At 70.7% G+C, this 23,128-nt stretch carries 12 protein-coding genes; 9 read left to right on the forward strand and 3 right to left on the reverse strand.

The genetic code is table 11. The features are described 5' to 3' along the window. The first annotated feature begins 69 nt into the window (after positions 1-69). The 4 genes from ABFX54_RS33220 (at position 70) to ABFX54_RS33235 (ending at position 7,165) form a co-directional block, all read left to right on the forward strand. Positions 70-1,056: a zinc-binding dehydrogenase gene (locus ABFX54_RS33220; RefSeq protein ID WP_346110538.1), complete on the forward strand. Its 987-nt coding sequence runs from the start codon at positions 70-72 to the stop codon at positions 1,054-1,056. Between the two features lie 43 nt (positions 1,057-1,099). Next, positions 1,100-3,034, forward strand: coding sequence for an ABC transporter ATP-binding protein (locus ABFX54_RS33225; protein WP_346110539.1), 1,935 nt, complete (start codon positions 1,100-1,102; stop codon positions 3,032-3,034). Positions 3,035-3,198: 164 nt separating this feature from the next. Further along, positions 3,199-4,995 carry an ABC transporter ATP-binding protein gene (locus ABFX54_RS33230; protein ID WP_346110540.1) on the forward strand — a complete coding sequence of 599 codons (1,797 nt, stop codon included), beginning with the start codon at positions 3,199-3,201 and terminating at the stop codon, positions 4,993-4,995. 250 nt (positions 4,996-5,245) lie between these two features. Beyond that, the gene (locus ABFX54_RS33235; protein WP_346110541.1) at positions 5,246-7,165 is read left to right on the forward strand and encodes an N-acetylmuramoyl-L-alanine amidase; all 1,920 of its coding nucleotides are present in this window, start codon (positions 5,246-5,248) and stop codon (positions 7,163-7,165) included. On the opposite strand, the gene ABFX54_RS33240 is transcribed toward ABFX54_RS33235, so the two are convergent. Both ABFX54_RS33240 and glgP read right to left on the reverse strand, forming a co-directional pair. Then, positions 7,128-8,024: a MurR/RpiR family transcriptional regulator gene (locus ABFX54_RS33240; protein ID WP_106249441.1), complete on the reverse strand. Its 897-nt coding sequence runs from the start codon at positions 8,022-8,024 to the stop codon at positions 7,128-7,130. The genes ABFX54_RS33235 and ABFX54_RS33240 overlap by 38 nt on opposite strands. A gap of 19 nt (positions 8,025-8,043) precedes the next feature. Then, positions 8,044-10,626 (reverse strand): alpha-glucan family phosphorylase, encoded by a 2,583-nt coding sequence (gene glgP / locus ABFX54_RS33245; RefSeq protein ID WP_346110542.1) that lies wholly within the window; start codon positions 10,624-10,626, stop codon positions 8,044-8,046. A gap of 244 nt (positions 10,627-10,870) precedes the next feature. Here glgP and ABFX54_RS33250 point away from each other — a divergent pair, with 244 nt between their 5' ends. From ABFX54_RS33250 to ABFX54_RS33260, 3 genes are all read left to right on the forward strand, one after another. Next, positions 10,871-12,961: an alpha-1,4-glucan--maltose-1-phosphate maltosyltransferase gene (locus tag ABFX54_RS33250; protein ID WP_346110543.1), complete on the forward strand. Its 2,091-nt coding sequence runs from the start codon at positions 10,871-10,873 to the stop codon at positions 12,959-12,961. A 72-nt stretch (positions 12,962-13,033) separates the two neighbouring features. Continuing rightward, positions 13,034-14,734, forward strand: a complete 1,701-nt coding sequence (treS, locus tag ABFX54_RS33255; protein ID WP_106249444.1) for a maltose alpha-D-glucosyltransferase — start codon at positions 13,034-13,036, stop codon at positions 14,732-14,734. Between the two features lie 3 nt (positions 14,735-14,737). After that, on the forward strand, positions 14,738-16,069 hold the full coding sequence (locus ABFX54_RS33260) for a maltokinase N-terminal cap-like domain-containing protein (protein ID WP_346110544.1): 1,332 nt from the start codon (positions 14,738-14,740) through the stop codon (positions 16,067-16,069). Positions 16,070-16,172: 103 nt separating this feature from the next. Here ABFX54_RS33260 and ABFX54_RS33265 read toward each other — a convergent pair whose 3' ends face one another. Beyond that, the gene (locus ABFX54_RS33265) at positions 16,173-17,024 is read right to left on the reverse strand and encodes an NAD(P)-dependent oxidoreductase (protein ID WP_346110545.1); all 852 of its coding nucleotides are present in this window, start codon (positions 17,022-17,024) and stop codon (positions 16,173-16,175) included. A gap of 316 nt (positions 17,025-17,340) precedes the next feature. Here ABFX54_RS33265 and ABFX54_RS33270 point away from each other — a divergent pair, with 316 nt between their 5' ends. Both ABFX54_RS33270 and glgB read left to right on the forward strand, forming a co-directional pair. Beyond that, the gene (locus tag ABFX54_RS33270; RefSeq protein ID WP_346110546.1) at positions 17,341-20,817 is read left to right on the forward strand and encodes an AfsR/SARP family transcriptional regulator; all 3,477 of its coding nucleotides are present in this window, start codon (positions 17,341-17,343) and stop codon (positions 20,815-20,817) included. Positions 20,818-20,936: 119 nt separating this feature from the next. After that, a complete protein-coding gene (glgB, locus tag ABFX54_RS33275; protein WP_346110547.1) occupies positions 20,937-23,090 on the forward strand; it encodes a 1,4-alpha-glucan branching protein GlgB in 2,154 nt (717 codons plus the stop codon). Positions 23,091-23,128: the final 38 nt, after the last annotated feature.

Genomic DNA, 23,128 nt, shown 5'->3' on the forward strand with positions numbered 1-23,128 from the left:
TGTGCGGTTGACCTCAACCTTGGTTGAGGAGGAAGGGTGGGCACGACACCGACTTTCAGGGAGCCACCCATGCACGCCGTCGTCCTGCACTCCTTCGGCCCGGCCGAGAACCTCAGCTACGAGGTCGTCCCCGATCCCGAGCCGGGCCCCGGCCAGGTGCGCATCGCTGTCAAGGCGGCCGGCGTGCACCTGGTCGAGACGATGCTGCGCAAGGGCGGGACCAGCGACTCGCAGACGCCGCTGCCGCCGCTGCCCGAGCTGCCGTCGATCTTCGGCGGCGAGGTGGCCGGCACCGTGGACGCCGTGGGACCGGACGTGGACCCCGCCTGGATCGGGCGTGACGTCGTGACCTCGGGCGGGCGGCCCGGCGGGTACGCCGAGCTGGCGGTGGCCGACCTGACGGCCCTGCACCGCGTCCCCGACGGCGTCGATCACGCGTCCGCCGTCGCCATGATCGTCACGGGGGTCACCGCGCTGCACTTCCTCGACGTGGCCGCGCTGAGCTCCGCCGACGTGGTCCTCGTCACCTCGGCGGCCGGCGGCGTCGGCCGGCTCCTCGTCCAGTACGCCCGCCGCCTGGGCTGCCACGTGATCGGCGCGGCGGGCGGGCCGGCCAAGGTGGCCGCCGTGCGCGAGCTGGGCGCGGACCTCGCCGTCGACTACGACGAGCCCGGCTGGGAGCAGCGGGTCGCCGACCTGCTCGGCGGCAGGAAGGTCACCGCGCTGCTCGACGGGGTGGGCGGGGACCGGGCGCGGGCGGCGTTCGAGCTGCTCGCGGACGGGGGCCGGTGCCTCACCATCGGCAACGCCTCCCAGCGGCCCATCGAGCCGGACCCGGGACTGGTCGCCTCGCGCGGGCTGAGCGTGACCAACGCCCTGCTGCTCCTGCTCGGTCAGCAAGCCGAACGTCCGGCGTACGAGGTCAGGGCGCTGGCGGCGGCGGCCGAGGGCACGCTCGTGCCGGCCGTGCAGACGTTCCCGCTCGCCGAGGCCGCGGCGGCGCACGCGGCGCTGGAGTCGAGGCGGACCACGGGCAAGGTCGTACTGGTGCCCTGACCTGGCCGCGAGACCGTCGGTCCTCCCGGCTACTGTGCGATGCATGGCGGAAGACCTCATCGATCCGGGAACTCCCGACGTCCGCGACCCAGGGCGCTATCTGTGGTGGCTGGTCACGAGCCAGCGGGCGCGGATCCTGGCCGGGGCGGCGCTGGGGACCGCCTGGATGGTCGGCCTGACGCTGCCTCCTTACCTGCTGTCGCGGGCCATCGACGACGGGCTGTCCACGGGGCGCTACCCCGTACTGGCCTGGTGGGTGGCCGCCGTCTTCGGCGCGGGGCTGCTGAACGCCTGGCTGGCGATCATGCGCCACCGGACGATGACGAGGGTGCGGCTGGACGCCTCCTACCGGACCGTGGAGGCGGTGACCCTGCACGCGACCCGGCTCGGCGCGTCACTGCCCGGCCGGGTGACGGCCGGGGAGGTCGTCACGATCGGCGCCGCCGACGCCGCCGTGATGGCCCAGACGCTCACCATCACCGGCCCGGGAGTCGGGGCGGTGCTGGCCTACGTCGTGGTGGCCGGGCTGCTGCTGTCGGTCTCACCGCTGCTCGCCGCCGTGGTGCTGCTGGGGGTGCCGCTGCTGGTCGGCGTGCTCGGGCCGCTGCTGGGACGACTGCGCGGCGCCGAGACCGCCTATCGAGGACGGCAGGGCGAACTCGCCGCCCGCTTCGCCGACCTCGCCGGCGGGCTGCGGGTGCTCAACGGCATCGGCGGCAAGGACGTCTACGCCGACCGCTACCGGCGCGGCTCGCGGGAGCTGCGCGAGCAGGGGTACCGGGTGGGGGCGGTGACGAGCTGGATCCACGCGCTGGGGGTGGGCCTGCCGACGCTCTTCCTCGGGGGCGTGACGTGGCTGGCCGCCCGGATGGCCGCGCAGGGGGAGATCACGGTCGGGGAACTGGTGGCACTGTACGGGTACGCGGCCGTGCTGGTGGTGCCGGTCTCGTTCTTCGTCGAAGGCGGCTACGACCTCAGCCGCGGCCTGGTCGCGGCCCGCCGCGTCATCCACTTCCTCAACCTCCGCCCCGAGGCCGGCGCGCCCACCGGTGCGTCGCCGGGTGGTGCCGACCTTGCGCCGCCTGCCGCGCCGGCCGCTCTGCACGATCCGACGTCCGGTGTGGAGATCACTCCCGGGCTGATCACGGCGCTGGTCAGCGCGCGAGCGGCGGACTCGGCGGCGGTGCTCGACCGCCTGGGCGGGTTCGATACCGAGACCACTTCGTACGTGACCTGGGGTGGGGTGCGGCTTGAGGATGTCGATCGGGGGGCGCTACGGGAGCGGATCCTGGTGGCGGACAACGAGGCCCACCTGTTCGCCGGCACGTTACGCGAGGTCATCGCGGGCAGCCGGGAGCCCGACGACGCGGCCGTCGAGCGAGCCGTGCACGCGGCCCTGGCCGAGGACATCGTGCAGGCGCTTCCGCACGGCCTGGACTCCCCCATCTCCGCCCAGGGCCACAACCTGTCCGGGGGGCAGCGGCAGCGGGTGCGGCTGGCCCGCGCGCTCCTGGCCGACCCGGAGATCCTGCTCGCCGCCGAGCCCACCTCGGCCCTGGACGCCCACACCGAGGCCACGGTCGCCGCCCGCCTGCGTACCATACGAGCCGGCCGCACCACGGTCGTCACCAGCACTTCCCCACTCGTCCTGGACCGCGCCGACCGGGTGTACTACCTGGTCGACGGAACGGCCGTGGCCTCGGGAACCCATCACGATCTGCTGCGCGAGGAGCCCGGCTACCGGGCGCTGGTCTCACGCGGCGCAGAAGACGACAACCCGGACGACACGACCACCAACGGCCGAACCGACGGCCCACCCACTTCCGGCCACCCTTCCGGCCGCCCATCCGGAGCGCCCGGCGGGCCCCGCACAGGAGGTCCGGCCGACATGCCCGGCACAGGAGGCCCGGCCGAGGTGCCCGCCGGCCCTGGCACGCGCAGCCGAACCGGCATCACACCACAGGAGGCCGGCCGGTGAACGACGCCGGAGACCAGTCGGGACGCGACGCAGAAGACCACCCGGCGAGCAACCCAGAAGACCGCCCGGCGAGCCGTGCAGGAGGGCGGCCGGGAAGCCGGGCGTCGCTGGGGGTGCGTGGTGGGTTGCCTGTCGCCGGGCCCGCGCAGACGCGTAAGGCGGCGGTGCGGCTCGTTCGCTTGGACGGGCGGGCGTTCGGCGCCATGCTCGTGCTCAACGGGCTGGCCGCCGTCGCGGGGCTGGGCGCGCCGTGGCTGCTCGGCCGCATCGTGGACGAGGTCAAGGCCGGCGCCTCCGCCGGCACGGTGGACCGGCTGGCGCTGGCCATTCTCGGCTGCGCCGTGGTGCAGTTGCTGCTGGCGCGTTACGCGAGCTACGTCGGCCATCGGTTCGGCGAACGTACGCTGGCCAGGATCCGCGAGCAGTTCACCGAGCGCGCGCTGGCCATGCCCGCCTCGGTGGTCGAGCGGGCGGGCACCGGCGACCTGACCACCCGGGGCACCACCGACGTGGCGGCGGTCGGGACCACGCTGCGTGACGCCGGCCCCGACGTGGCCATCGCCTCCGTCCAGGCGCTGTTCATCCTGGCCGCCGTCTTCGTGCTGGACCCGCTGCTCGGCGCGTGCGGGGTGATCGGGCTGTCGGGCATCTGGTTCGCCTCCCGCTGGTACCTGCGCCGGGCGCTCGGGGCGTATCTGGAGGAGGGCGCCGCCAGCTCGGCACTGGCCGAGGAACTGGCCGCCACCACGACGGGCGCCCGCACCGTGCAGGCGCTCAGGCTCGAACACCGCCGTCTCATGGCCTGCCGGCGGACGGTCGAGGAGTCCCGGCGGGCCAGGACCAGGACGTTGTTCCTGCGCAGTGTGCTCTTCCCGGTGGTGGACGTCTCGTACGCGATCCCGGTGGCGGCCGTGCTGCTGGTCGGGGGCGCGCTCACGATGCGGGACCCGTCCGCGATGACGCTGGGCACGGTGGTCGCCTCCGCCCTCTACCTGCGCCAGCTCTCCGAGCCGCTGAACATCGTCCTGCAACGGCTGGAGGAGCTGCAGAGCAGCGGCGCCGCCTTCGCCCGTGTGGAAGGCTTGGGCGCCGCCCCAGGGACCACACCCGCGGGCCCGGCGTCCAAGGGCCCGACATCCGAGGACCCGGTGTCCAAGGATCCGGCGTCCGAGGGGCAGGGCCGGATTTCGGGGGGCGCGGCGGCCGGTGGGTCCTCGGTGCCCGTGGATGATCGGCTGGAGGTCTCCCGCGCGTCCTACGCCTACGACGGCGGACCCGACGTGCTGCACGAGGTGGAGCTGAGCGTCCGACCCGGCGAGCGGCTGGCCATCGTCGGCCCGTCGGGGGCGGGCAAGACGACGCTGGGCCGGCTCCTGGCCGGCATGGACGCCCCTCGTACGGGCTCCGTCGCGGTCGGCGGCGTCCCCGTGGCCGACCTGGCCCCTGGGCTGCTCCGTGAGCGGGTCGTCCTGGTCACCCAGGAGCACCACGTGTTCCTGGGCACCGTACGGGACAACCTCCAGATCGCCGCCCCCGAGGCCACCGACGCCGACCTGCGCGCGGCGCTGGCCGCCGTGGGCGCCGACTGGTTCGACGAGCTGCCCGACGGGCTGGACACCGACCTGCGCCACGGGCCGCACCACCCGGACGGCGCGCGCGCCCAGCAGCTGGCCCTGGCTCGCGTGGTGCTGGCCGACCCGCACACGTTGATCCTGGACGAGGCGACCGCGCTGCTGGATCCGCGTACGGCCCGCCACACGGAGCGCGCCCTGGCCGCGGTGCTGGAGGGCCGTACGGTCATCGCCATCGCCCACCGCCTCCAGACGGCTCATGACGCGGACCGGGTGGCGGTCATGCGGGACGGGCGGCTGACCGAGCTGGGCACACACGAGGAGCTGGTCGCGGCGGGCGGCGCGTACGCGTCCCTGTGGCGGTCCTGGCACGGTGATCACGCCAATTGAGCGACCGCCGTTCGGCCACCCGACACGGCGATCACCTCAGTTGAGCGACCACCGGTTGCCGCCCGCCACGGTGACCGCCCCGATTGAGCGACCACCCGGTTCAGCCACCCGGCCAGACGATCAAGGGATCCGGTCCGGCGGTCACGCCCGTTAAGGGATGAAAAATATCTTCGCAAAGATCTCGCCTGCGAAGGAAAATGTTGAGACGCTGAACTGCACGACGCGCCCCCCAGCTCCCGAGGAGTGGTTCATGCGCAGAATACTGATGGCGGCCTCACTCGTCGCCCTGCTGCCCTTAGTCAACATGAGCACGGCTCACGCCCAGCAGCCCCCGGACCGGCAGCAGGCCTTCGCGGCCGCCGCCAAGGAGTTCCAGGTGCCCGAGAGCGTGCTGCTGGGCGTCTCCTACCTTGAGTCCCGGTGGGACGCCCACGCCGGCCGGCCCTCCAGCGACGCCGGGTTCGGGCCCATGCACCTGACCGACGCCGCCGCCTTCACCTCCTCCAACCATCACGACGAGGGCGAGGAGGACGCCCGCGGCGACGACACCCGCCCCCTCGCGCCCCCGGCCGAGCGACCGGCGCCGGCCGAGATCCCGGCCTCGCTGCGAACGATGGAACGCGCCGCCGCGCTGACCGGCGAGAGCCACGAGCGGCTGCGTACCGACGACGCCGCCAACATCCGCGGCGGAGCCGCGCTGCTGGCCGACTACCAGAAGACGCTGGGCGCGCCGCTGAGCGAGGACCCCGGCCAGTGGTACGGCGCCGTGGCGAAGTACTCCGGCGCCGAGGAGTCGGGGGCGGCCAAGTTCTTCGCCGACGAGGTCTTCGCCACGATCAAGGAAGGGGCCGCGCGCACGACCGACGACGGTCAGCGGGTCGCCCTGCCGGCCGTGCCGGGCCTGACGAAGATCGAGAAGTGGCTGGAGAAGCTCGGCCTGCGCCCGCCGGTGCGCCCCGACGGCATCGAGTGCCCGGCCTCGATCTCCTGTGAGTGGATCCCGTCCGCGTACCAGGAGCTGCCGAACGACGACTACGGGCACTACGACCTGGCGAACCGGCCGTCCAGCCAGAAGGTCGAATACATCATCATCCACGACATGGAGGGATATTTCCTGCCCTCCATCCGCCTCAACCAGGACCCCAACTACGGCGCGAGCTGGCACTACTCCGTCCGCTCCTCCGACGGCCACATCGCCCAGCACATCAAGACCAAGGACGTCGCCTGGCAGGCCGGCAACTGGTACGTCAACGCCAAGTCCATCGGCATCGAGCACGAGGGCTTCCTGGCCGAGGGCAGCACCTGGTTCACCGAGGCGATGTACCGCTCGTCCGCCCGCCTGGTCCGCTACCTGGCGCTGCGGCACGGCGTGCCGCTCGACCGCGCCCACATCCTGGGCCACGACAACGTCTCCGGCACCCTGCCGACGACCGTGCGCGGCATGCACGAGGACCCGGGCCCGTTCTGGGACTGGGCGCACTACTTCCAGCTCATGGGCGCGCCGCTGCACGCGTTCGGCGGTCCCAGGGCCGGCTCGGTCATGATCAAGCCGGACTTCGCCACGAACAAGCCGCACTTCTACGGCTGTGACCGCCAGAACCCGGAGGCGGACTGCCCGCCGACCAGCGCCCACACCGTCTGGCTGCGCACCGAGCCGCGCGAGGACGCGCCGCTGGTCAAGGACATCGGCAAGCACCCGACCGGCGACTCCCTCTACAGCGTCTACGACCACAGCGCCCGCGCCAGCACCGGCCAGCGCTTCGCCGTGGCCGAGCGCCAGGGTGACTGGACGGCCATCTGGTACCTCGGGCAGAAGGCGTGGTTCCACAACCCAAGGAGCGCTCCGACCGCCGTCCCGTCGATGGGGCTGGTGGTCACGCCGAAGCCGGGCAAGGCGACGGTGCCGGTGTTCGGCCGGGCCTACCCGGAGGAGTCGGCCTATCCGGAGGGCATCCCGTACCAGGCGGTGACGCCGCTGCAGTACACGTTCTCGGCGGGCGAGAAGTACACGCTCGCCGGCCAGGCGGCCACCGAGTACTACCGCGCGGTCACCTTCAACCTGGAGGACCACAAGGTCGTGCGGGGCAAGACGAAGTACCTGCAGATCCAGTTCGGCCACCGCGTGATGTTCGTCAAGGCTGACGACGTGCGGGTGACGTTCTCCGGGTGAACTCCTTGACGGCGCGCCTGGTGCTCGCGAGCGCCTCCTGAGAGGAGTCGAACGTACGCTGGGCGACGCCGACGAACACGCAGTCGACGACGAGGAGCTGGCTGATCCTGCTGGCCAGGGCGCCGGGACGGAACTCCGTCTCGCGCCCGGCCGAGATCAGCACGTGTTCGGCCAGCTCCGCGATGGACGAGCGGGGGTTGTTGGTGATCGCGACCGTGGTGGCCCCGGCCTCCTTGGCCCGGCTCAGCGGCTCGATCACGTCGGGGGTCTCGCCGGAGGTGCTGATGCCGATGGCCACGTCGCCGTCCTTGAGCAGCACGGCGCTGGTCAGCGCCAGGTGCGCGTCCTGGAAGGCGTGGCTGGACAGACCGATGCGCAGCAGCTTCTGGGCGACGTCCTCGGCCACCAGCCCGGAGGCGCCGACCCCGTAGGCGTCGATCCGCCGGGCGCCGACGATGGCGTCGACGACCAGGCCGAGCCGTTCGGAGGTGAGCTGGGCGACGGTGTCGTTGATCGCCTCCGACTCGGCCCTGGCCACCTTCTGGATGACCTCCGACAGCGGGTCGTCGGGCGCGAGGTCGCCGGGCACCAGCCGGTCCGGCTGCGCGGCGGCCGCGGCTAAGGCCAGCCTGAGCTGCGGATATCCGGCGAAGCCGAGCAACCGGGCGGTGCGCACGATCGTCGCCTCACTCGTGCCGGAGGCGGCGGAGAGCTCGGTGATGGTGCTCCTCGCCACCGTCGCGGGGTCTTCCAGAATGAGGCGGGCCACGGTCTGGGCGGCTGGCGTCAGCGACGGCAGCACACCGCGAACCGTGGCCACCAGAGTGTCGGCCCGCAGGCCGTTCCCGCTGTCGTCCACCCTGTGATTATGCCGCTTGTCAGCGCAATGTTCCGTTCGTCATGCCCGCCGGTTCCTCGGGCACGGTGATCAGGCCCAGCTCGGCCGGGGTGGCCAGCAGCGGGTGGTGCGGGACGACTCGCACGGTGTAACCGAACGCGCCCGTACGGTCGAGCGGCACCGCGCCGGTGTAGTGGGCCCGCCCGTCGTCGTCCACCGACGAGACCGACAGCGTGGAGTAGACCGGGTGCACCAGCTCGTCGTGCGGCCCGACCTTGCCGTAGGCGGCCTGGACCAGCACGTCGCCGGGCTCCAGGTCACCGAGCGCGATGGTGGCGTGCAGCTCGATCGAGGCTCCGACCTCCGGGGTGTCGCCCACGCCGGCCGCCTCGACGTGCTCGACCCGCACGCCCGGCCAGGCCCGGTTCACCCGGACCCGCCAGGCGGCGAACGCCTTGGCCGGCGCGTAGGAGTCGGCGCTGAGCGCGCGGGCGGAGGCGGCGGCCGGGTTGTAGAGCGTCACCACGTAGTCGCGCAGCATGCGTCCGGCCAGCACCTTGGGCCCGAGCGAGGCCAGCGTGTGCTTGACCATCTCCATCCACCGGCGCGGCAGGCCGTCGGGGCCGCGGTCGTAGAAGCGGTCGGACACCTCATGCTCGATCAGGTCATAGAGGGCGGCAGCCTCCAGCTCGTCGCGCCGGTCGGGGTTGGCCACCCCGTCGGCGGTGGGGATGGCCCAGCCGTTGGTGCCGTCGTACCACTCGTCCCACCAGCCGTCGCGGATCGACAGGTTGAGCCCGCCGTTCAGCGCGGACTTCATCCCCGACGTGCCAGAGGCCTCCAGCGGGCGCAGCGGGTTGTTCAGCCAGACGTCGCAGCCCTGCACCATGAGCTGGCCGAGGGTCATGTCGTAGTCGGGCAGGAAGACGATGCGGTGGCGGACGTCCTGCCGGTCGGCGAACTTGATGATCTGCTGGATCAGCTTCTTGCCGCCCTCGTCGGCCGGGTGGGCCTTGCCGGCGATCACGATCTGTACGGGTTTGTCGGGATCGAGCAGCAGCTCGGTCAGCCGTGCGGGATCGCGCAGCATGAGCGTGAGCCGCTTGTACGACGGCACCCGCCGGGCGAACCCGATCGTCAGCACGTCGGGGTCGAGCGTGTCGTCGATCCAGCCGAGCTCGGCGTCGGAGGCCCCGCGCTCGCGCCACGACCTGCGCAGGCGTACGCGGGCGCCCTCGACCAGCCGCTTGCGCAGCGTGCCGCGGATCTGCCAGATGTCGGCGTCGGAGATCTTCTGGATGTGCTCCCAGCCGCGGGCCCGCTCCAGCAGGGAGGGCAGCTCGCGCCCGGCCAGCTCCATGAACTCCCTGCCGACCCAGGTCGGTGCGTGCACGCCGTTGGTGATCGATCCGATCGGCACCTCGTCCAGATCGAATCCCGGCCAAAGATCTTTGAACATGTCGCGGCTGACCTCGCCGTGCAGCACGGACACGCCGTTGACGCGCTGGGCCAGCCGCATGCCCATGACCGCCATGTTGAACCGGCTGGGGTCGGGCTCCTTGCCCAGCGCCAGGATCCGCTCGACCGGCACGGTCGGCCAGGCGCCCGCCCCGCCGAAGTGCCGCTCGATCATGTCGATCGGAAAGCGGTCGATGCCCGCCGGAACCGGGGTGTGCGTGGTGAACACCGTGCCGGCGCGCACCGCCTCCAGCGCCTCGTCGAACGACATCCGCGCCTCGGTGAGCTCGCGGATGCGCTCCAGGCCGAGGAACCCGGCGTGGCCCTCGTTGGTGTGGAAGACCTCGGGCTCGGCGTGGCCGGTGATCTTGCAGTAGGCCCTGATCGCGCGGACGCCGCCGACCCCGAGCAGCAGCTCCTGCATGAGCCGGTGGTCGGTGCCGCCGCCGTAGAGGCGGTCGGTGATGTCCCTGGCCGCCGCGTCGTTCTCGGCCACGTCGGAGTCGAGCAGCAGCAGCGGCACCCGGCCGACCTGGGCCACCCACACCTGGGCGTGCAGCTCGCGCTCGTCGGGCAGGCCCAGGCGGATCTTGACCGGCGTGCCCTCGGCGTCCTTCAGCAGGGTCAGCGGCAGACCGCCCGCGTCGAGCGACGGGTAGTGCTCAAGCTGCCAGCCCTCGGGCGACAGGGACTGGGTGAAGTAGCCGTGGCGGTAGAGCAGGCCCACCGCGAGGATCGGCACGCCGAGGTCGCTGGCGGCCTTGAGGTGGTCTCCGGCCAGGATGCCGAGGCCCCCGGAGTACTGCGGCAGCGCGGCGGCGATGCCGTACTCGGGAGAGAAGTAGGCGATGGCCCGGGCGCTGTCGGGCAGCGTCTGGTACCAGCGCGGAGAGGTCATGTATTCGCGCAGGTCGTCCGCGGCGTCGGCGAGGCGGCGCAGGAAGCGCCGATCGGCCGCGAGCTCGCTCAGCCTGGCCGGGCTGACAGCGCCGAGCAGGGCCACGGGATCGTGGCCGACCTGTTCCCACAGGCCGGCGTCGACCTCCGCGAAGAGGTCCATCGTCTCGGGGTGCCATGACCACCGCAGATTCTGGACAAGCTCGCCGAGGGCGGCCAGCTCCGCGGGCAGGACGGTGCGGACGGTAAACCGGCGGATAGCTCTCACGTTTCTGCACCCTACGGGCTAGGAGGGACCTCTGAGTCCTTCACCCCCATCAAGCCCCTTCAAACCCCTTCCGGGAACAAGCATGAAGAGGGACTATTGGGGCAACTTTCCAGGTTGTTGGACCTTCCCGCAGACACACAAGGGAGGTCTATCCGCTGCTGTCCACAATTTATCTGCAAGGATCGTTCCTGCCAGGGAAAGCCTCCGGCGGTACCGGGAGTGCCGCCGCAAACCCTTGAATGCGATGATCGGACGAATTCCCATCACGGACATCTCCCCCGTCGTCGACTGCGGGCAATGGCCCGCGAAGGCGGTCGCCGGCGAGACCTTCCAGGTCTCGGCGACCGTGTTCAGAGAGGGCCACGACGCCGTGGCGTCGGGCGTGGTGCTGACCTCGCCCGACGGGCAGCGCGGGCGCCTGAGACCGATGCGCGAGCTCGCGCCCGGCACCGATCGCTGGGGTGTCGACGTATGCCTGCCGGCCGAGGGCGACTGGCTGTTCCGCGTGGAGGCTTGGAGTGATCCGATCGGCACGTGGCTGCATGACGCCGAGATCAAGATCCCGCGCGGCATGGACGTCGATCTCATGTGCGAGGAGGGCGCCCGGCTGTTCGAGCGGGCGGCCAAGGCCGTGCGGCCCGCCGACTGCGCGGGCGGCCAGGTCGCCCCGGCCGGCAAGGCCACGCGTGACGGCCGGACCAGGCAGAACGGCAACGGCGCCACCAACTGCGGCCATCGCGCGGCGCTGCTGTCAATCTCCGCGACGCTGCGTGACGAGGACCTGGACCCACGGGCGCGGTTGTCGATCGTCCAGTTGCCCGAGACCGCGGCGTTGCTGGAGGCGCATCCGTTCCGCGAGCTGGTGACCAGGTCGAAGTCCCACAAGATCAGGGTGGACCGGCGCAGGGCGCTCTACGGCTCCTGGTACGAGTTCTTCCCCAGGTCGGAAGGGGCGGTGGTGAACGAGAACGGCATCTCCAAGTCCGGAAATTTCCAGACTGCGGCCAAGCGGCTGCCCGCCATCGCCAAGATGGGCTTCGACGTCGTCTACCTGCCGCCCATCCACCCGATCGGCACGACGTACCGCAAGGGGCGCAACAACACGCTCAGCCCCGAGCCCGACGAGCCCGGCTCTCCCTGGGCGATCGGCTCCGAGGACGGCGGCCACGACGCCGTGCATCCCGACCTGGGCACGCTCGACGACTTCGACGTGTTCGTCGGCCGTACCCGCGAGCTGGGCATGGAGATCGCGCTCGACTTCGCCCTGCAGTGCTCTCCCGACCACCCGTGGGTCAAGGAGCACCCCGAGTGGTTCACGGTCAGGGCGGACGGCTCGATCGCGTACGCCGAGAACCCGCCGAAGAAATATCAGGACATCTACCCGATCAACTTCGACAAGGACCCCGAGGGGATCTACAACGAGGTCAAGCGGGTGCTGCGGCACTGGATGGACCACGGGGTGCGCATCTTCCGGGTGGACAACCCGCACACCAAGCCCGTGGCCTTCTGGGAGCGGCTGCTGGCGGACGTCCATCGCACCGACCCCGACGTGATCTTCCTGTCGGAGGCGTTCACCCGGCCGGCGATGATGCGCATGCTGGCCAAGACCGGCTATCACCAGTCATATACATATTTTACCTGGAAAAACTCCAAATACGATGTGGAGTCCTACCTCACGGAGCTCGCCCAGGAGACGTCGAGTTACCTGCGGCCCAACCTGTTCGTCAACACTCCGGACATTCTCCACGAATACCTGCAACACGGCGGCGTCCCGGCGTTCAAGATCAGGGCGGTGCTGGCCGCGCTCGCCTCGCCCGCCTGGGGTGTCTATTCCGGGTACGAGCTCGGGGAGAACGTGCCGGTGCGCCCGGGAAGCGAGGAATATCTGGATAGCGAGAAGTATCAATACAAACCCCGCGATTGGGTGACGGCTGAGCGCGAAGGATGGAGCCTCGCCCCCTTCATCACCCATCTCAATTTGTTCCGAAGAGCGCATCCGGCGCTGCAGGAATTGCGTAACCTACGGTTCCACAGGGTCGACCAACCGGACATCGTCTGCTTCTCGAAACGACTTCCCGGCGCCTATGATCCCGCCACACGAAGGCAGGGCCTGGGCGACGTCGTTCTGGCGGTCATCAATCTGGATCCGCACCACACCCACGAGGCGACGGTGGATCTGGACCTGCCCGCCATAGGTCTCGACTGGAACGCGGAGTTCGTCGTCGACGACGAACTCTCCGGAGAGTCCTACCGCTGGAGGCAGCGTAACTACGTACGCCTCGACCCCCATATCCAGCCTGCCCACATTCTCACCGTCCGAGCCGCGCCACGGTAAGAACTGAATTCAGCGGGGAGTCTTCAACGTGTGTGATAGCGCCTCCGTCATGAGCCACCTGCGGGGCGGCTCATGAGCTCCACACCCATTCCCAACACCTTTGACGAGGAAAAGCCGCGCGACCCCTATTGGTACAAGCGGGCGGTTTTCTACGAGGTCCTGATCAGGGGTTTCGCCGACTCCAACGGCGACGGGACCGGCGACATCAGAGGTCTCATCAGCAAGCTCGACTATCTGCAGTGGCTCGGCGTGGACTGCCTCTGGCTGCTGCCGCTCTACGAGTCGCCGCTGCGCGACGGCGGATACGACATCGCCGACTTCATGAAGATCCTGCCCGAGTTCGGCGACCTCGGGGACTTCGTGAAACTGGTCGACGAGGCCCACAAGCGCGGCATGCGCGTCATCGCCGACCTCGTCATGAACCACACCAGTGACGCCCATCCCTGGTTCCAGGCGTCCCGGCACGACCCCGAGGGACCGTACGGCGACTTCTACGTCTGGTCGTCCACGGATGAGAAGTACCAGGACGCCCGGATCATCTTCATCGACACCGAGACGTCCAACTGGACCTACGACCCCGTCCGCGGCCAGTACTACTGGCACCGCTTCTTCCACCACCAGCCGGACCTCAACTACGAGAACCCGGACGTGCAGGAGGCGATGCTGGAGGTACTGCGCTTCTGGCTGGACCTGGGCATCGACGGGTTCCGGCTGGACGCGGTCCCCTACCTCTTCGAGGAGGAGGGCACCAACTGCGAGAACCTGCCGCGGACGCACGAATACCTCAAGTCGATCCGGTCGGAGGTCGACCGGCTGTTCCCCGACCGCGTGCTGCTGGCCGAGGCGAACCAGTGGCCGTCGGACGTCGTGGAGTATTTCGGCGATCCGGTCGGTGGCGGCGACGAATGCCACATGGCCTTCCATTTCCCGCTCATGCCGCGCATCTTCATGGCCGTCCGCCGGGAATCGCGCTACCCCATTTCCGAAATTTTGGCACAAACACCGAAAATTCCGGAAAACTGCCAGTGGGGGATCTTCCTCCGCAACCACGACGAGCTGACGCTCGAAATGGTCACGGACGAAGAACGCGACTACATGTACACCGAATACGCCAAAGACCCCCGCATGAGGGCCAACGTCGGCATCCGCCGCCGCCTCGCGCCTCTGCTGGAGAACGACCGCAACCAGATCGAGCTCTTCACCGCCCTGCTCCTGTCGCTGCCCGGATCCCCCGTGCTCTACTACGGCGACGAGATCGGCATGGGCGACAACATCTGGCTCGGCGACCGCGACGGCGTGCGTACGCCCATGCAGTGGGACCCCGACCGCAACGCGGGCTTCTCCGACTGCGACCCGGGCCGGCTCTACCTGCCGGTCATCATGGACCCGATCTACGGTTACCAGGGCATCAACGTCGAGGCCCAGCAGAAGAACGCGGGCTCGCTGCTGCACTGGACCCGGCGCATGATCGAGATTCGCAAGCGTCACCCCGTCTTCGGGCTGGGCGGCTACGCGGAGCTCAACTCCTCCAACCCGAGCGTGCTCGCCTTCGTCAGGGAACTGGGCGACGACCGGATGCTCTGCGTGAACAACCTGTCACGATTCCCGCAACCCGTCGAACTCGACCTGCGGAGGTTTGTGGGCGTCTCCCCTGTGGAAACCATGGGAGGCGTACCATTTCCGGCAATTGGCGAACTTCCGTATCTTTTGACGCTTCCCGGGCATGGGTTCTATTGGTTCACACTCCCGCCGGCCATCACCCAGGAGGAGTAGGACGTGCTTGAGGAGCTCCTTGCCGCATGGATCGGCCGCCAGCGTTGGTTCGGCGGCAAGGGGCGCCCGATCGACCAGCTGTCGATCGACTCCGACGTCGAGCTGTCGCCCGGACTGCGACATCTGATCATCGCCGTGTGGCAGGAGGGCTCGCGCGACCGCTACCAGGTGCTGCTGGGCGAGCGGAACGAGATCCCCGACCGCCTGAACCACGCCCTCATCGGGACCATCGGCGAGTCCTACCTCTACGACGCCGTCCACGACGCGGACCGCATGGGCCTGCTCCTCGACGGCATGGCCCACGACGAGACCCGCGGGGGCCTGCGCATGCGCCCCGTGCCCGGCGTCACCATCGACACCTCCCCGCGCAGCGTGGTGCTGGGGGCCGAGCAGTCCAACACCTCGCTCGTGTACGGGGACGCCTACATCTGCAAGCTCTTCCGCCGGCTCATCCCCGGGGTCAACCCGGAGCTGGAGATCATCACCGCCCTGGCCGCCAGGAACGCCCCGCACATCGCGCGCCCGTACGGCTGGATCGAGACCGACCTCGACGGCACGGGCACCACGCTGGCGATCATGCAGGAGTTCCTCTCCCCCGCCAACGACGGCTGGGACCTGGCCCTGACCAGCGTCCGCGACCTGTACGCCAGCCTGCCCCAGGTGCCGGCCAGCGAGGCGGGCGGGAACTTCGCCGCGGAGTCGCGCCGGCTGGGCACGGCCACGGCGCGCGTGCACCACGAGCTGGCCGAGGCATTCCCCACGGGCGTGATCGAGGTGCACGAGGTCAAGCGGATGGCCGAGTCGTTCCGGCGGCGGCTCGGGCTGTCCGTGGCCGAGGTGCCCCAGCTGCGCGAGCACGTGAGCTTCATCGAGCAGGTCTACCACCAGGTGGAGCTGCTCACCAGCGCGGTGCCCGTGCAGCGGGTTCACGGCGACTACCACCTCGGCCAGGTCATGCGCACGCCCACCGACTGGGTGATCCTGGACTTCGAGGGCGAACCGGGCCAGCCGCTGAACGAGCGCCGGGCGCTGTACTCGCCGCTGCGTGACGTGGCGGGGATGCTGCGCTCGTTCGACTACGCGGCCAGGCACCTGCTGGCCGGGCACTCCCAGGCCGCGGAGCTGGAGCCCCGGGCCCAGGAGTGGGCCGACCGCAACCGGGCCGCCTTCCTGGACGGGTACATCGAGGGCGGCGGCGTGATCGATCATGCGGACGCCGCGTTGCTGCGGGCGTTCGAGCTGTCGAAGGCGGTGTACGAGGTCGTGTACGAGGCCCGCAACCGCCCCTCGTGGCTGCCGATCCCACTGGCCGCCTTCCGCCCCCGCACGACCTGACGTCCGAGCTCAGGCCCGGCGCCTGGAGTGGTGCGCCCCGTGCGCGATCAGAGCTCTTCTCGCAGGGCCCTTCTCGCAGGGCTCTTCTCTCGGGGCTCTTCTCTCAGAGCTCTTCGATCAGGCCGGACAGGCCCTCGTTCCCCAGCCCCCGGGCGGTGCGCTGGTCGATGACGGTCTTCAGCGGCAGCAGCAGGTCCGGCTTGACGCCCTGCTCGCGGAAGGTGCGGACCAGGTTCTCCAGGCCCGCCCGGTTGATCTCCAGGTTGGACACCTCCGTGCTGTGGTCGCCCGACTCGAAGCTGTCGACCCAGGTGGCCTGCTGGGCGACCATCGCGTTCAGCCACGGGGTCAGCAGCGTGGCGACGAAGTCGCGCAGCGGCAGCCCGGCGGACCTCACCAGGGCGGCGGCCTCCAGGAAACCGGCGATCTGGCCGTACATGCCGGTCAGCATGGCCATGTCGAGCAGCGGCGCCGACTCGGGGTCCGCGCCCGTGAACCGGGGCTCGGCCACTACCGACAGCACCGGCTCGTACCGGTCGTAGATCGTACGGGAGCCGCTGTAGAGGATGAGCGCGCCCGGCTTGGCGATCATCGGGGGGACGGCCATGATGCCGCCGCCCAGATAGTCGCCGCCGCGCTCGGCCACCCAGTCCGCCGTCTGCCTGGCCTCGACGGGACGGCCGTTGGTGAGGTTCACCACGGCCCGGCCCGCCAGCGGCGTGCCGTCCAGGGTCTGCGTGACCGACGCGTGGTCGAGCAGGCAGACGATCACCAGAGTGCTCGCGCCCACGGCCTTGTCCGGGGTGTCCGCGTAGACGGCGCCCTCGGCGACCAGGGGCTCGGCCTTGGATGGGGTGCGGTTCCAGACGGTGACGTGGTGGCCGGCGGCCAGGAGGCTGCTGGCGAGGGCGGTGCCCATGAGCCCGAGACCGAGAAAGGAGATATTTTCCGACATATCAGCGTTCCTTATGGAATGAGAGGGATGCGTCCACACCTGTAGAGGGGAGAGACATGTCCCCCCTCTACGAAGGAGTGGAGACGCGCCCGCGCCCTGAGCATGGGAGAGACACGTTTCCCCTCTGTGGATGAGGAAGACGCGGCCCACCCTCCGGACGGGAGAGACGCGTCCCCCTGCGAATGAGGGAGACGCGTCTCGCCCTGCGAAGGGGAGAGACGGATCCCCCTGTGGATTGGGAGATGCGTCCCACTCTGGTGGTGGGCGGTTATGGTCGGGTTCTGGGTTGGTTATGTCGGTCATGGAGAGGCGGCGGATGCGGTTCGGGGTGCTGGGGCCGCTCGTGGTACGGACGTCGGACGGGCGGCCGGTCCACGTGCCGGAGGTCAAGGTCCGGGCGCTGCTGGCCGTGCTCCTCATCCACGCCGGCCGGCCCGTCTCCGCCGACCGGCTGATCGACGACCTCTGGAACGGCCGCCCGCCAGCCGGGGCCGCCGCCGCGCTGCGGGTCAAGGTCTCGCAACTGCGCCGGGCCCTGGGCGAACGGGAGCTGGTGGCGTACCGGGCGCCTGGCTACGTGCTGCGGGCCGAGCCCGGGTCCGTGGACGCCGGCCGCTTCGAGGCGCTGCTCGGGCGCGCCCAGCGCACGAATGACCTGGAGGTACGCGCCTCGCTGCTGCGCGAGGCCCTAGGGCTGTGGCGCGGCGGAGCGTACGCGGAGTTCGCCGACGAGCCGTTCGCCCGCGCGGCCGTGGCGCGGCTGGACGAGCAGCGACTGGTGGCCGAGGAGGAGCTGGCCGAGGAACCACTGGCGGTGGGCGAGCACGGCCTGCTCGCCGCCGACCTGGCCGCCCTCGTCGCCGCCCATCCGCTACGGGAACGGCTCCGCGCCGCCCACGTACGGGCGCTCTACCTGGCCGGACGGCAGAGCGAGGCCCTGGCGAGCCACCGGGAACTGCGGCGACTGCTGGCGGATGAGCTGGGGCTCGACCCCGGGCCTGAGCTGACTGCCCTGCACCAGTCGATCCTGTCGCGAGACCCGGCCCTCGCCGCGCCTTCCGCGAGACCCCGCACGAACCTCCCCGCGCCACTGACCCGCCTGGTGGGACGCTACGAGGCGGTGACCGAGGTACGAGCCCTACTGCGCGCCAACCGCCTCGTCACCCTCACCGGCCCTGGAGGCGTCGGCAAAACCCGCCTCGCCCTGGCCGCCGCCGATCCCCGCGCCGATCCCCGCGCCGATCCCCGCGCCGATCCCCGCGTCGATCCCGGCGTCGGGCTCGGCACCGGGCCCAGTGCCGGCTCCCGCTTCACCATGGCGGCCAAGCGCTTGGACGGCGGCGACTCCGACGGCGGCGACTCCGACGGTGAGGGCATCGACGGTGAGAGCATCGACGGTGGGGTGTGGCTGGTGGAGTTGGCCTCGCTCGGGGCGGGGGCGGGGGTCGTCGAGGTGGCCGAGGCGATCGCCGACGTGCTGGGCGTGCGTGACGACGCCCCCGGCGGCATCCTGGACCGCCTCCCCGGCACCCTGCGGTCCGGGCGGACGCTGCTGGTGCTGGACAACTGCGAGCACGTCGTCGAACAGGTGGCGGCGCTGGCCGACCGGCTCCTGCGGGCCGCCCCCGTACTGCGCATCCTCGCCACCAGCCAGGAGGCACTGCGGATCGAGGGCGAGGCTCTGTGGAGCGTGCCGCCGCTCGACCGCGCGGCCGCCATCGAACTCTTCACAACCCGAGCCGGTCTCAAGACCCCCACCACAACCCCGGTAAGGACCGGTGCGGGGACCGGTTCAGAGCTCGGCACTGGGATCGACACCCGAGATGACGTGGGGGTCGACGATCATGTGGCGGAGATTTGTGCGCGGTTGGACGGTATCCCGCTGGCTCTGGAGCTGGCCGCCACCAGGATGCGGGCGCTGACCCCGCGACAGCTCGCCGAGCGGCTCGACGACCGCTTCCGCCTGCTCGCCTCCGGGCTGCGCGGCGCGCCGGCCAGGCAGCAGACATTGCGGGCGATGATCGACTGGAGCTGGGAGCTGCTGTCGGACGCCGAGCGGGTGGTGCTGCGGCGGCTGTCCGTGCACGCCGACGGCTGCACGCTGGAGGCGGCCGAGGAGGTCTGCGCCGAGCCTGGCCTGGACGTGCTCGGCCTGCTGGCCCGCCTGGTCGATCGCTCGCTGGTGACCCGCGTCCCCGCCCAGGAGCCGGGTCACGGGCCGGCGGGTGAGGGGGCGGAGCCGCGGTATCGGCTGCTGGAGTCGGTGGCCGCCTACTGCCAGGAGCGGCTGGAGGAGGCCGGTGAGCTGACCGCCGTACGGCTCAGGCACCTCCGTTACTACACCGCCCTGGCCGTTCAGCTGGAGCCGCGCCTGCGCGGACCCGAGCAGTGCGGCGCACTCATACGTCTGGACGGCGAGGCCGCGAATCTCAGGACGGCACTGGAGGCGGCGGTGCGCGAGGGCATCCCCGGCGATGCGCTCCGGCTGGTGAACTCCATGGCCTGGTACTGGGTGCTGCGCGGCAGACTGGGTGAAGGTCGTAGGGCCTTGGAGTCGGCCCTGTCCGTGGCTCGTCCCGGCGATCAGGGAACGGCGGGGGTCAAGGTGCGTCCCGGCGATCGGGGCGCGGCTGAGGCCGAGGTGTGGCTGGCTGGGTTTCAGCTGTTGGCGGGGCGGCTCGTGTCTCTGGATCGGGAGTGGTTCGCGGCGATCGAGGACCCGCGTAGGCGGGCCACCGCTCGGTGGTTCGCGGGGTTCGCGCTGCTCGGTTACGAGGAAGCCGCGGCCAGCGAGGCGCTGCTGGCGGCGGCGCTGGCGGAGTTTCGCGAGCTGGACGACACCTGGGGCACGGCCGCCGCGCTGACCGTGCTGGCCCGTCACTCCGCGCTGCGGGGCGATCTGGCCGGGCTGCGCGAGCACGCCGAGCAGGGGCTGGCGCTGTTCAGGCGGACCGGTGACCGGTGGGGCGAGTTGCGGGCGGCGGAGAACCTGGCGATGCTGGCCGAGATCACCGGCGACTACGACCGGGCCATGGCGCTGCGCCGGGAGATCCTGGGCATGGCGGAGGAGCTGGAGCTGTGGAGCTCGGTGTCGGACGCGCTGTCCCGGCTGGGCCGTATCGCGATGCTGACCGGCGACCACACGCGGGCCGACGACTATCACGAACGGGCGCGGCTGCTGGCCGTGGCGCAGTCGAACCGGCCGGCGGAGGAGTTCGCCGAGCTGGGCCTGGCGCTGGGGGCGCGCAGGCAGGGACGGCTGGACGAGGCGGAGCGGCGGCTGCGCGCCTGGCTGGGCTGGGTCGAGGACGTGAACGGCGATCCCGGCGCGGCCCTGATCCTGGCCGAGCTGGGGTTCGTCGCCGAGCAGCGCGGCGACGCGGCGGGCGCGCTGGACCTGCAGCGCCAGGGTCTGGCGGTGGCCCGCAGGGTGGGCGATCCGCGGGCCATCGCCCTGGCGCTGGAGGGCCTGGCGGGCGCACTGGCGCTCGGCGGGCAGCACGAGGAGGCCGGGCGGTCGCTGGGCGAGGCCGCTGCCATGAGGGAGTCGGTCGGAGCGCCGCTGCCGCCCGGCGAACGGGGCGACGTAGAACGCATCGCGGCGGCGGTGAAGCAGGCTTCCCGGAGCGAACGCCTTCACCAACGCGCGAAGGACGCAGGCACACAACCCGGCGCAGAGCCTGGCGATCAGTCCGGCGCGGTGACCGGCCCAGAGCCCCGCGCAGCACGCGGTGCGGAGCCTCACACACTGCTCGGCGATGGGCCGGGCAAAGAGCGGGGAAAGGATCTATAGACCGCTTCGGTATCGTCCTGTAATAAACCCGCGATTTCGCACTTCCGGTGATTGTCGCGGTGAAAGCGGGCAGTGCCTGGGATGGACGGTCATCTTAGGGCAGGGTTGGGAGCATGCCGATGAGGACAGAGCTCGACCGCCTGGCGGGCGGGGCGCACCATGATCCGCACTCCGTGCTCGGAGCGCACCCCGTGTCCGGCGGGGTGGTCTTCCGTACGCTGCGGCCACTGGCGGAACGTGTACAGGTGGTGCTGGCCGACGGCTCTGCCCATGACATGAAGCACCAGGCCCACGGCGTGTTCGAGGTGACGGTCCCGGGCCTGGACAAGGTGCCCGACTACCGCTACAGCGTCCAGTACGCCGGCGGGCAGCCCTACGAGGTGCTCGATCCCTATCGGCACTGGCCCACGCTGGGCGAGGTGGACCTGCACCTCATCGGTGAGGGGCGGCACGAGCGGCTGTGGGAGGCGCTCGGGGCGCGCGTGATGGAGCACCAGGACGTCGACGGCACCGCGTTCGCCGTCTGGGCGCCGAACGCGCGCGGCATCAGGATCGTCGGCGACTTCAACCACTGGGACGGCACCGCCTACCCGATGCGGTCACTGGGCCGGTCGGGGGTGTGGGAGCTGTTCGTGCCGGGGCTGGGCGCGGGGCAGCGGTACAAGTACCAGGTCCTGGGCGCCGACGGCGTGTGGCGGGACAAGGCCGACCCGATGGCCAGGCGCACCGAGGTGCCGCCGATGACGGCCTCGGTGATCGACAAGTCGGACTACAGCTGGCAGGACGACGCCTGGATGGTCGAGCGACGCCAGGCGCAGCCCCAGACGGGGCCGATGAGCGTCTACGAGGTGCACCTGGGCTCGTGGCGGCCCGGGCTGTCCTACGTGGAGCTGGCCGACCAGCTGTCCGAGTACGTCGCCGACATGGGCTTCACCCACGTGGAGCTGCTGCCGGTGGCCGAACACCCGTTCGGCGGGTCGTGGGGCTACCAGGTGACGTCCTATTACGCGCCGACGGCCAGGTTCGGCACGCCTGACGAGTTCCGCCACTTCGTGGACCGCCTGCACCAGCGCGGCATCGGCGTGCTGCTGGACTGGGTGCCGGCCCACTTCCCGATGGACGACTGGGCGCTGGCCCGTTTCGACGGCACCCCGCTCTACGAGCACGCCGACCCGGCCAGGGGCGAGCACCCCGACTGGGGCACCTACGTGTTCGACTTCGGCCGCAGGGAAGTGCGCAACTTCCTGGTCGCCAACGCCCTGTTCTGGCTGAAGGAGTTCCACGTCGACGGGCTGCGCGTGGACGCGGTGGCCTCGATGCTCTACCTGGACTACTCGCGGCGCGAGGGCGAGTGGACACCCAACGTGTACGGCGGCAGGGAGAACCTCGACGCGGTCGAGTTCCTCAAGGAGATGAACTCGGTCTGCTACCGGGAGGCTCCGGGCATCTCGACCGTGGCCGAGGAGTCGACGGCCTGGCCGGGGGTCTCGCGGCCGGTGCACCTGGGCGGGCTCGGGTTCGGCTTCAAGTGGAACATGGGCTGGATGCACGACACGCTCGAATACCTGCGCCACGAGCCGGTCTTCCGCCAGTACCACCACCACCAGATGACGTTCTCGCTGCTGTACGCCTACTCCGAGAACTACGTGCTGCCGCTGTCGCACGACGAGGTCGTCCACGGCAAGGGCTCGCTGCTGGGCAAGATGCCGGGCGACGAGTGGCAGCGGTTCGCGCAGTTGCGGGCGCTGCTGGCGTTCATGTGGGCGCATCCGGGCAAGCAGCTGCTGTTCATGGGCGGCGAGTTCGGCCAGGGGTCGGAGTGGTCGGAGGAGCGCGGGCTGGACTGGTGGGTGCTGGAGTTCGACGGGCACCAGGGGGTGCAGCGGCTGGTCCGCGACCTCAACCGGCTCTACCGCGAGACGCCCGCCCTGTGGGAGCAGGACTGCAGGCCTGAGGGGTTCCGGTGGATCGACGCCGACGACGCCTCGGGCAACACGTTCTCGTTCGTCCGTTATGCGAACGACGGCTCGGCGGTGGCGTGCGTGGTGAACTTCAGCGGCGGGCCGCACGAGAGCTACAAGCTCGGGCTCCCGTACGGCGGGCGGTGGTCGGAGGCGGTCAACACCGACGCCTACGACTACTGGGGCAGCGGCGTCGGCAACATGGGGACGGTCGAGGCCACGGAGGAGCCGTGGCACGGCCTGCCCTGCTCCGCCACGCTGCGGGTGCCTCCGCTGGGCGCGGTGTGGCTCACCCACGAGGGGCCGGGCTGACGTCCGCGGACTGGACGGGTCCGGGCTGAGCGTCGCGG

Source organism: Nonomuraea maheshkhaliensis (assembly GCF_039529435.1).
Lineage (GTDB): Bacteria > Actinomycetota > Actinomycetes > Streptosporangiales > Streptosporangiaceae > Nonomuraea > Nonomuraea maheshkhaliensis.

Excerpts from the sequence above, each read along its gene's own strand:
- ABFX54_RS33220 (WP_346110538.1), top strand. The coding sequence starts at position 70 with ATGCACGCCGTCGTCCTGCACTCCTTCGGCCCGGCCGAGAACCTCAGC.
- ABFX54_RS33225 (WP_346110539.1), top strand. The coding sequence starts at position 1,100 with ATGGCGGAAGACCTCATCGATCCGGGAACTCCCGACGTCCGCGACCCA.
- ABFX54_RS33235 (WP_346110541.1), top strand. The coding sequence starts at position 5,246 with ATGCGCAGAATACTGATGGCGGCCTCACTCGTCGCCCTGCTGCCCTTA.
- ABFX54_RS33250 (WP_346110543.1), top strand. The coding sequence starts at position 10,871 with ATGATCGGACGAATTCCCATCACGGACATCTCCCCCGTCGTCGACTGC.
- treS (WP_106249444.1), top strand. The coding sequence starts at position 13,034 with ATGAGCTCCACACCCATTCCCAACACCTTTGACGAGGAAAAGCCGCGC.
- ABFX54_RS33265 (WP_346110545.1), bottom strand. The coding sequence starts at position 17,024 with ATGTCGGAAAATATCTCCTTTCTCGGTCTCGGGCTCATGGGCACCGCC.
- ABFX54_RS33270 (WP_346110546.1), top strand. The coding sequence starts at position 17,341 with ATGCGGTTCGGGGTGCTGGGGCCGCTCGTGGTACGGACGTCGGACGGG.
- glgB (WP_346110547.1), top strand. The coding sequence starts at position 20,937 with ATGAGGACAGAGCTCGACCGCCTGGCGGGCGGGGCGCACCATGATCCG.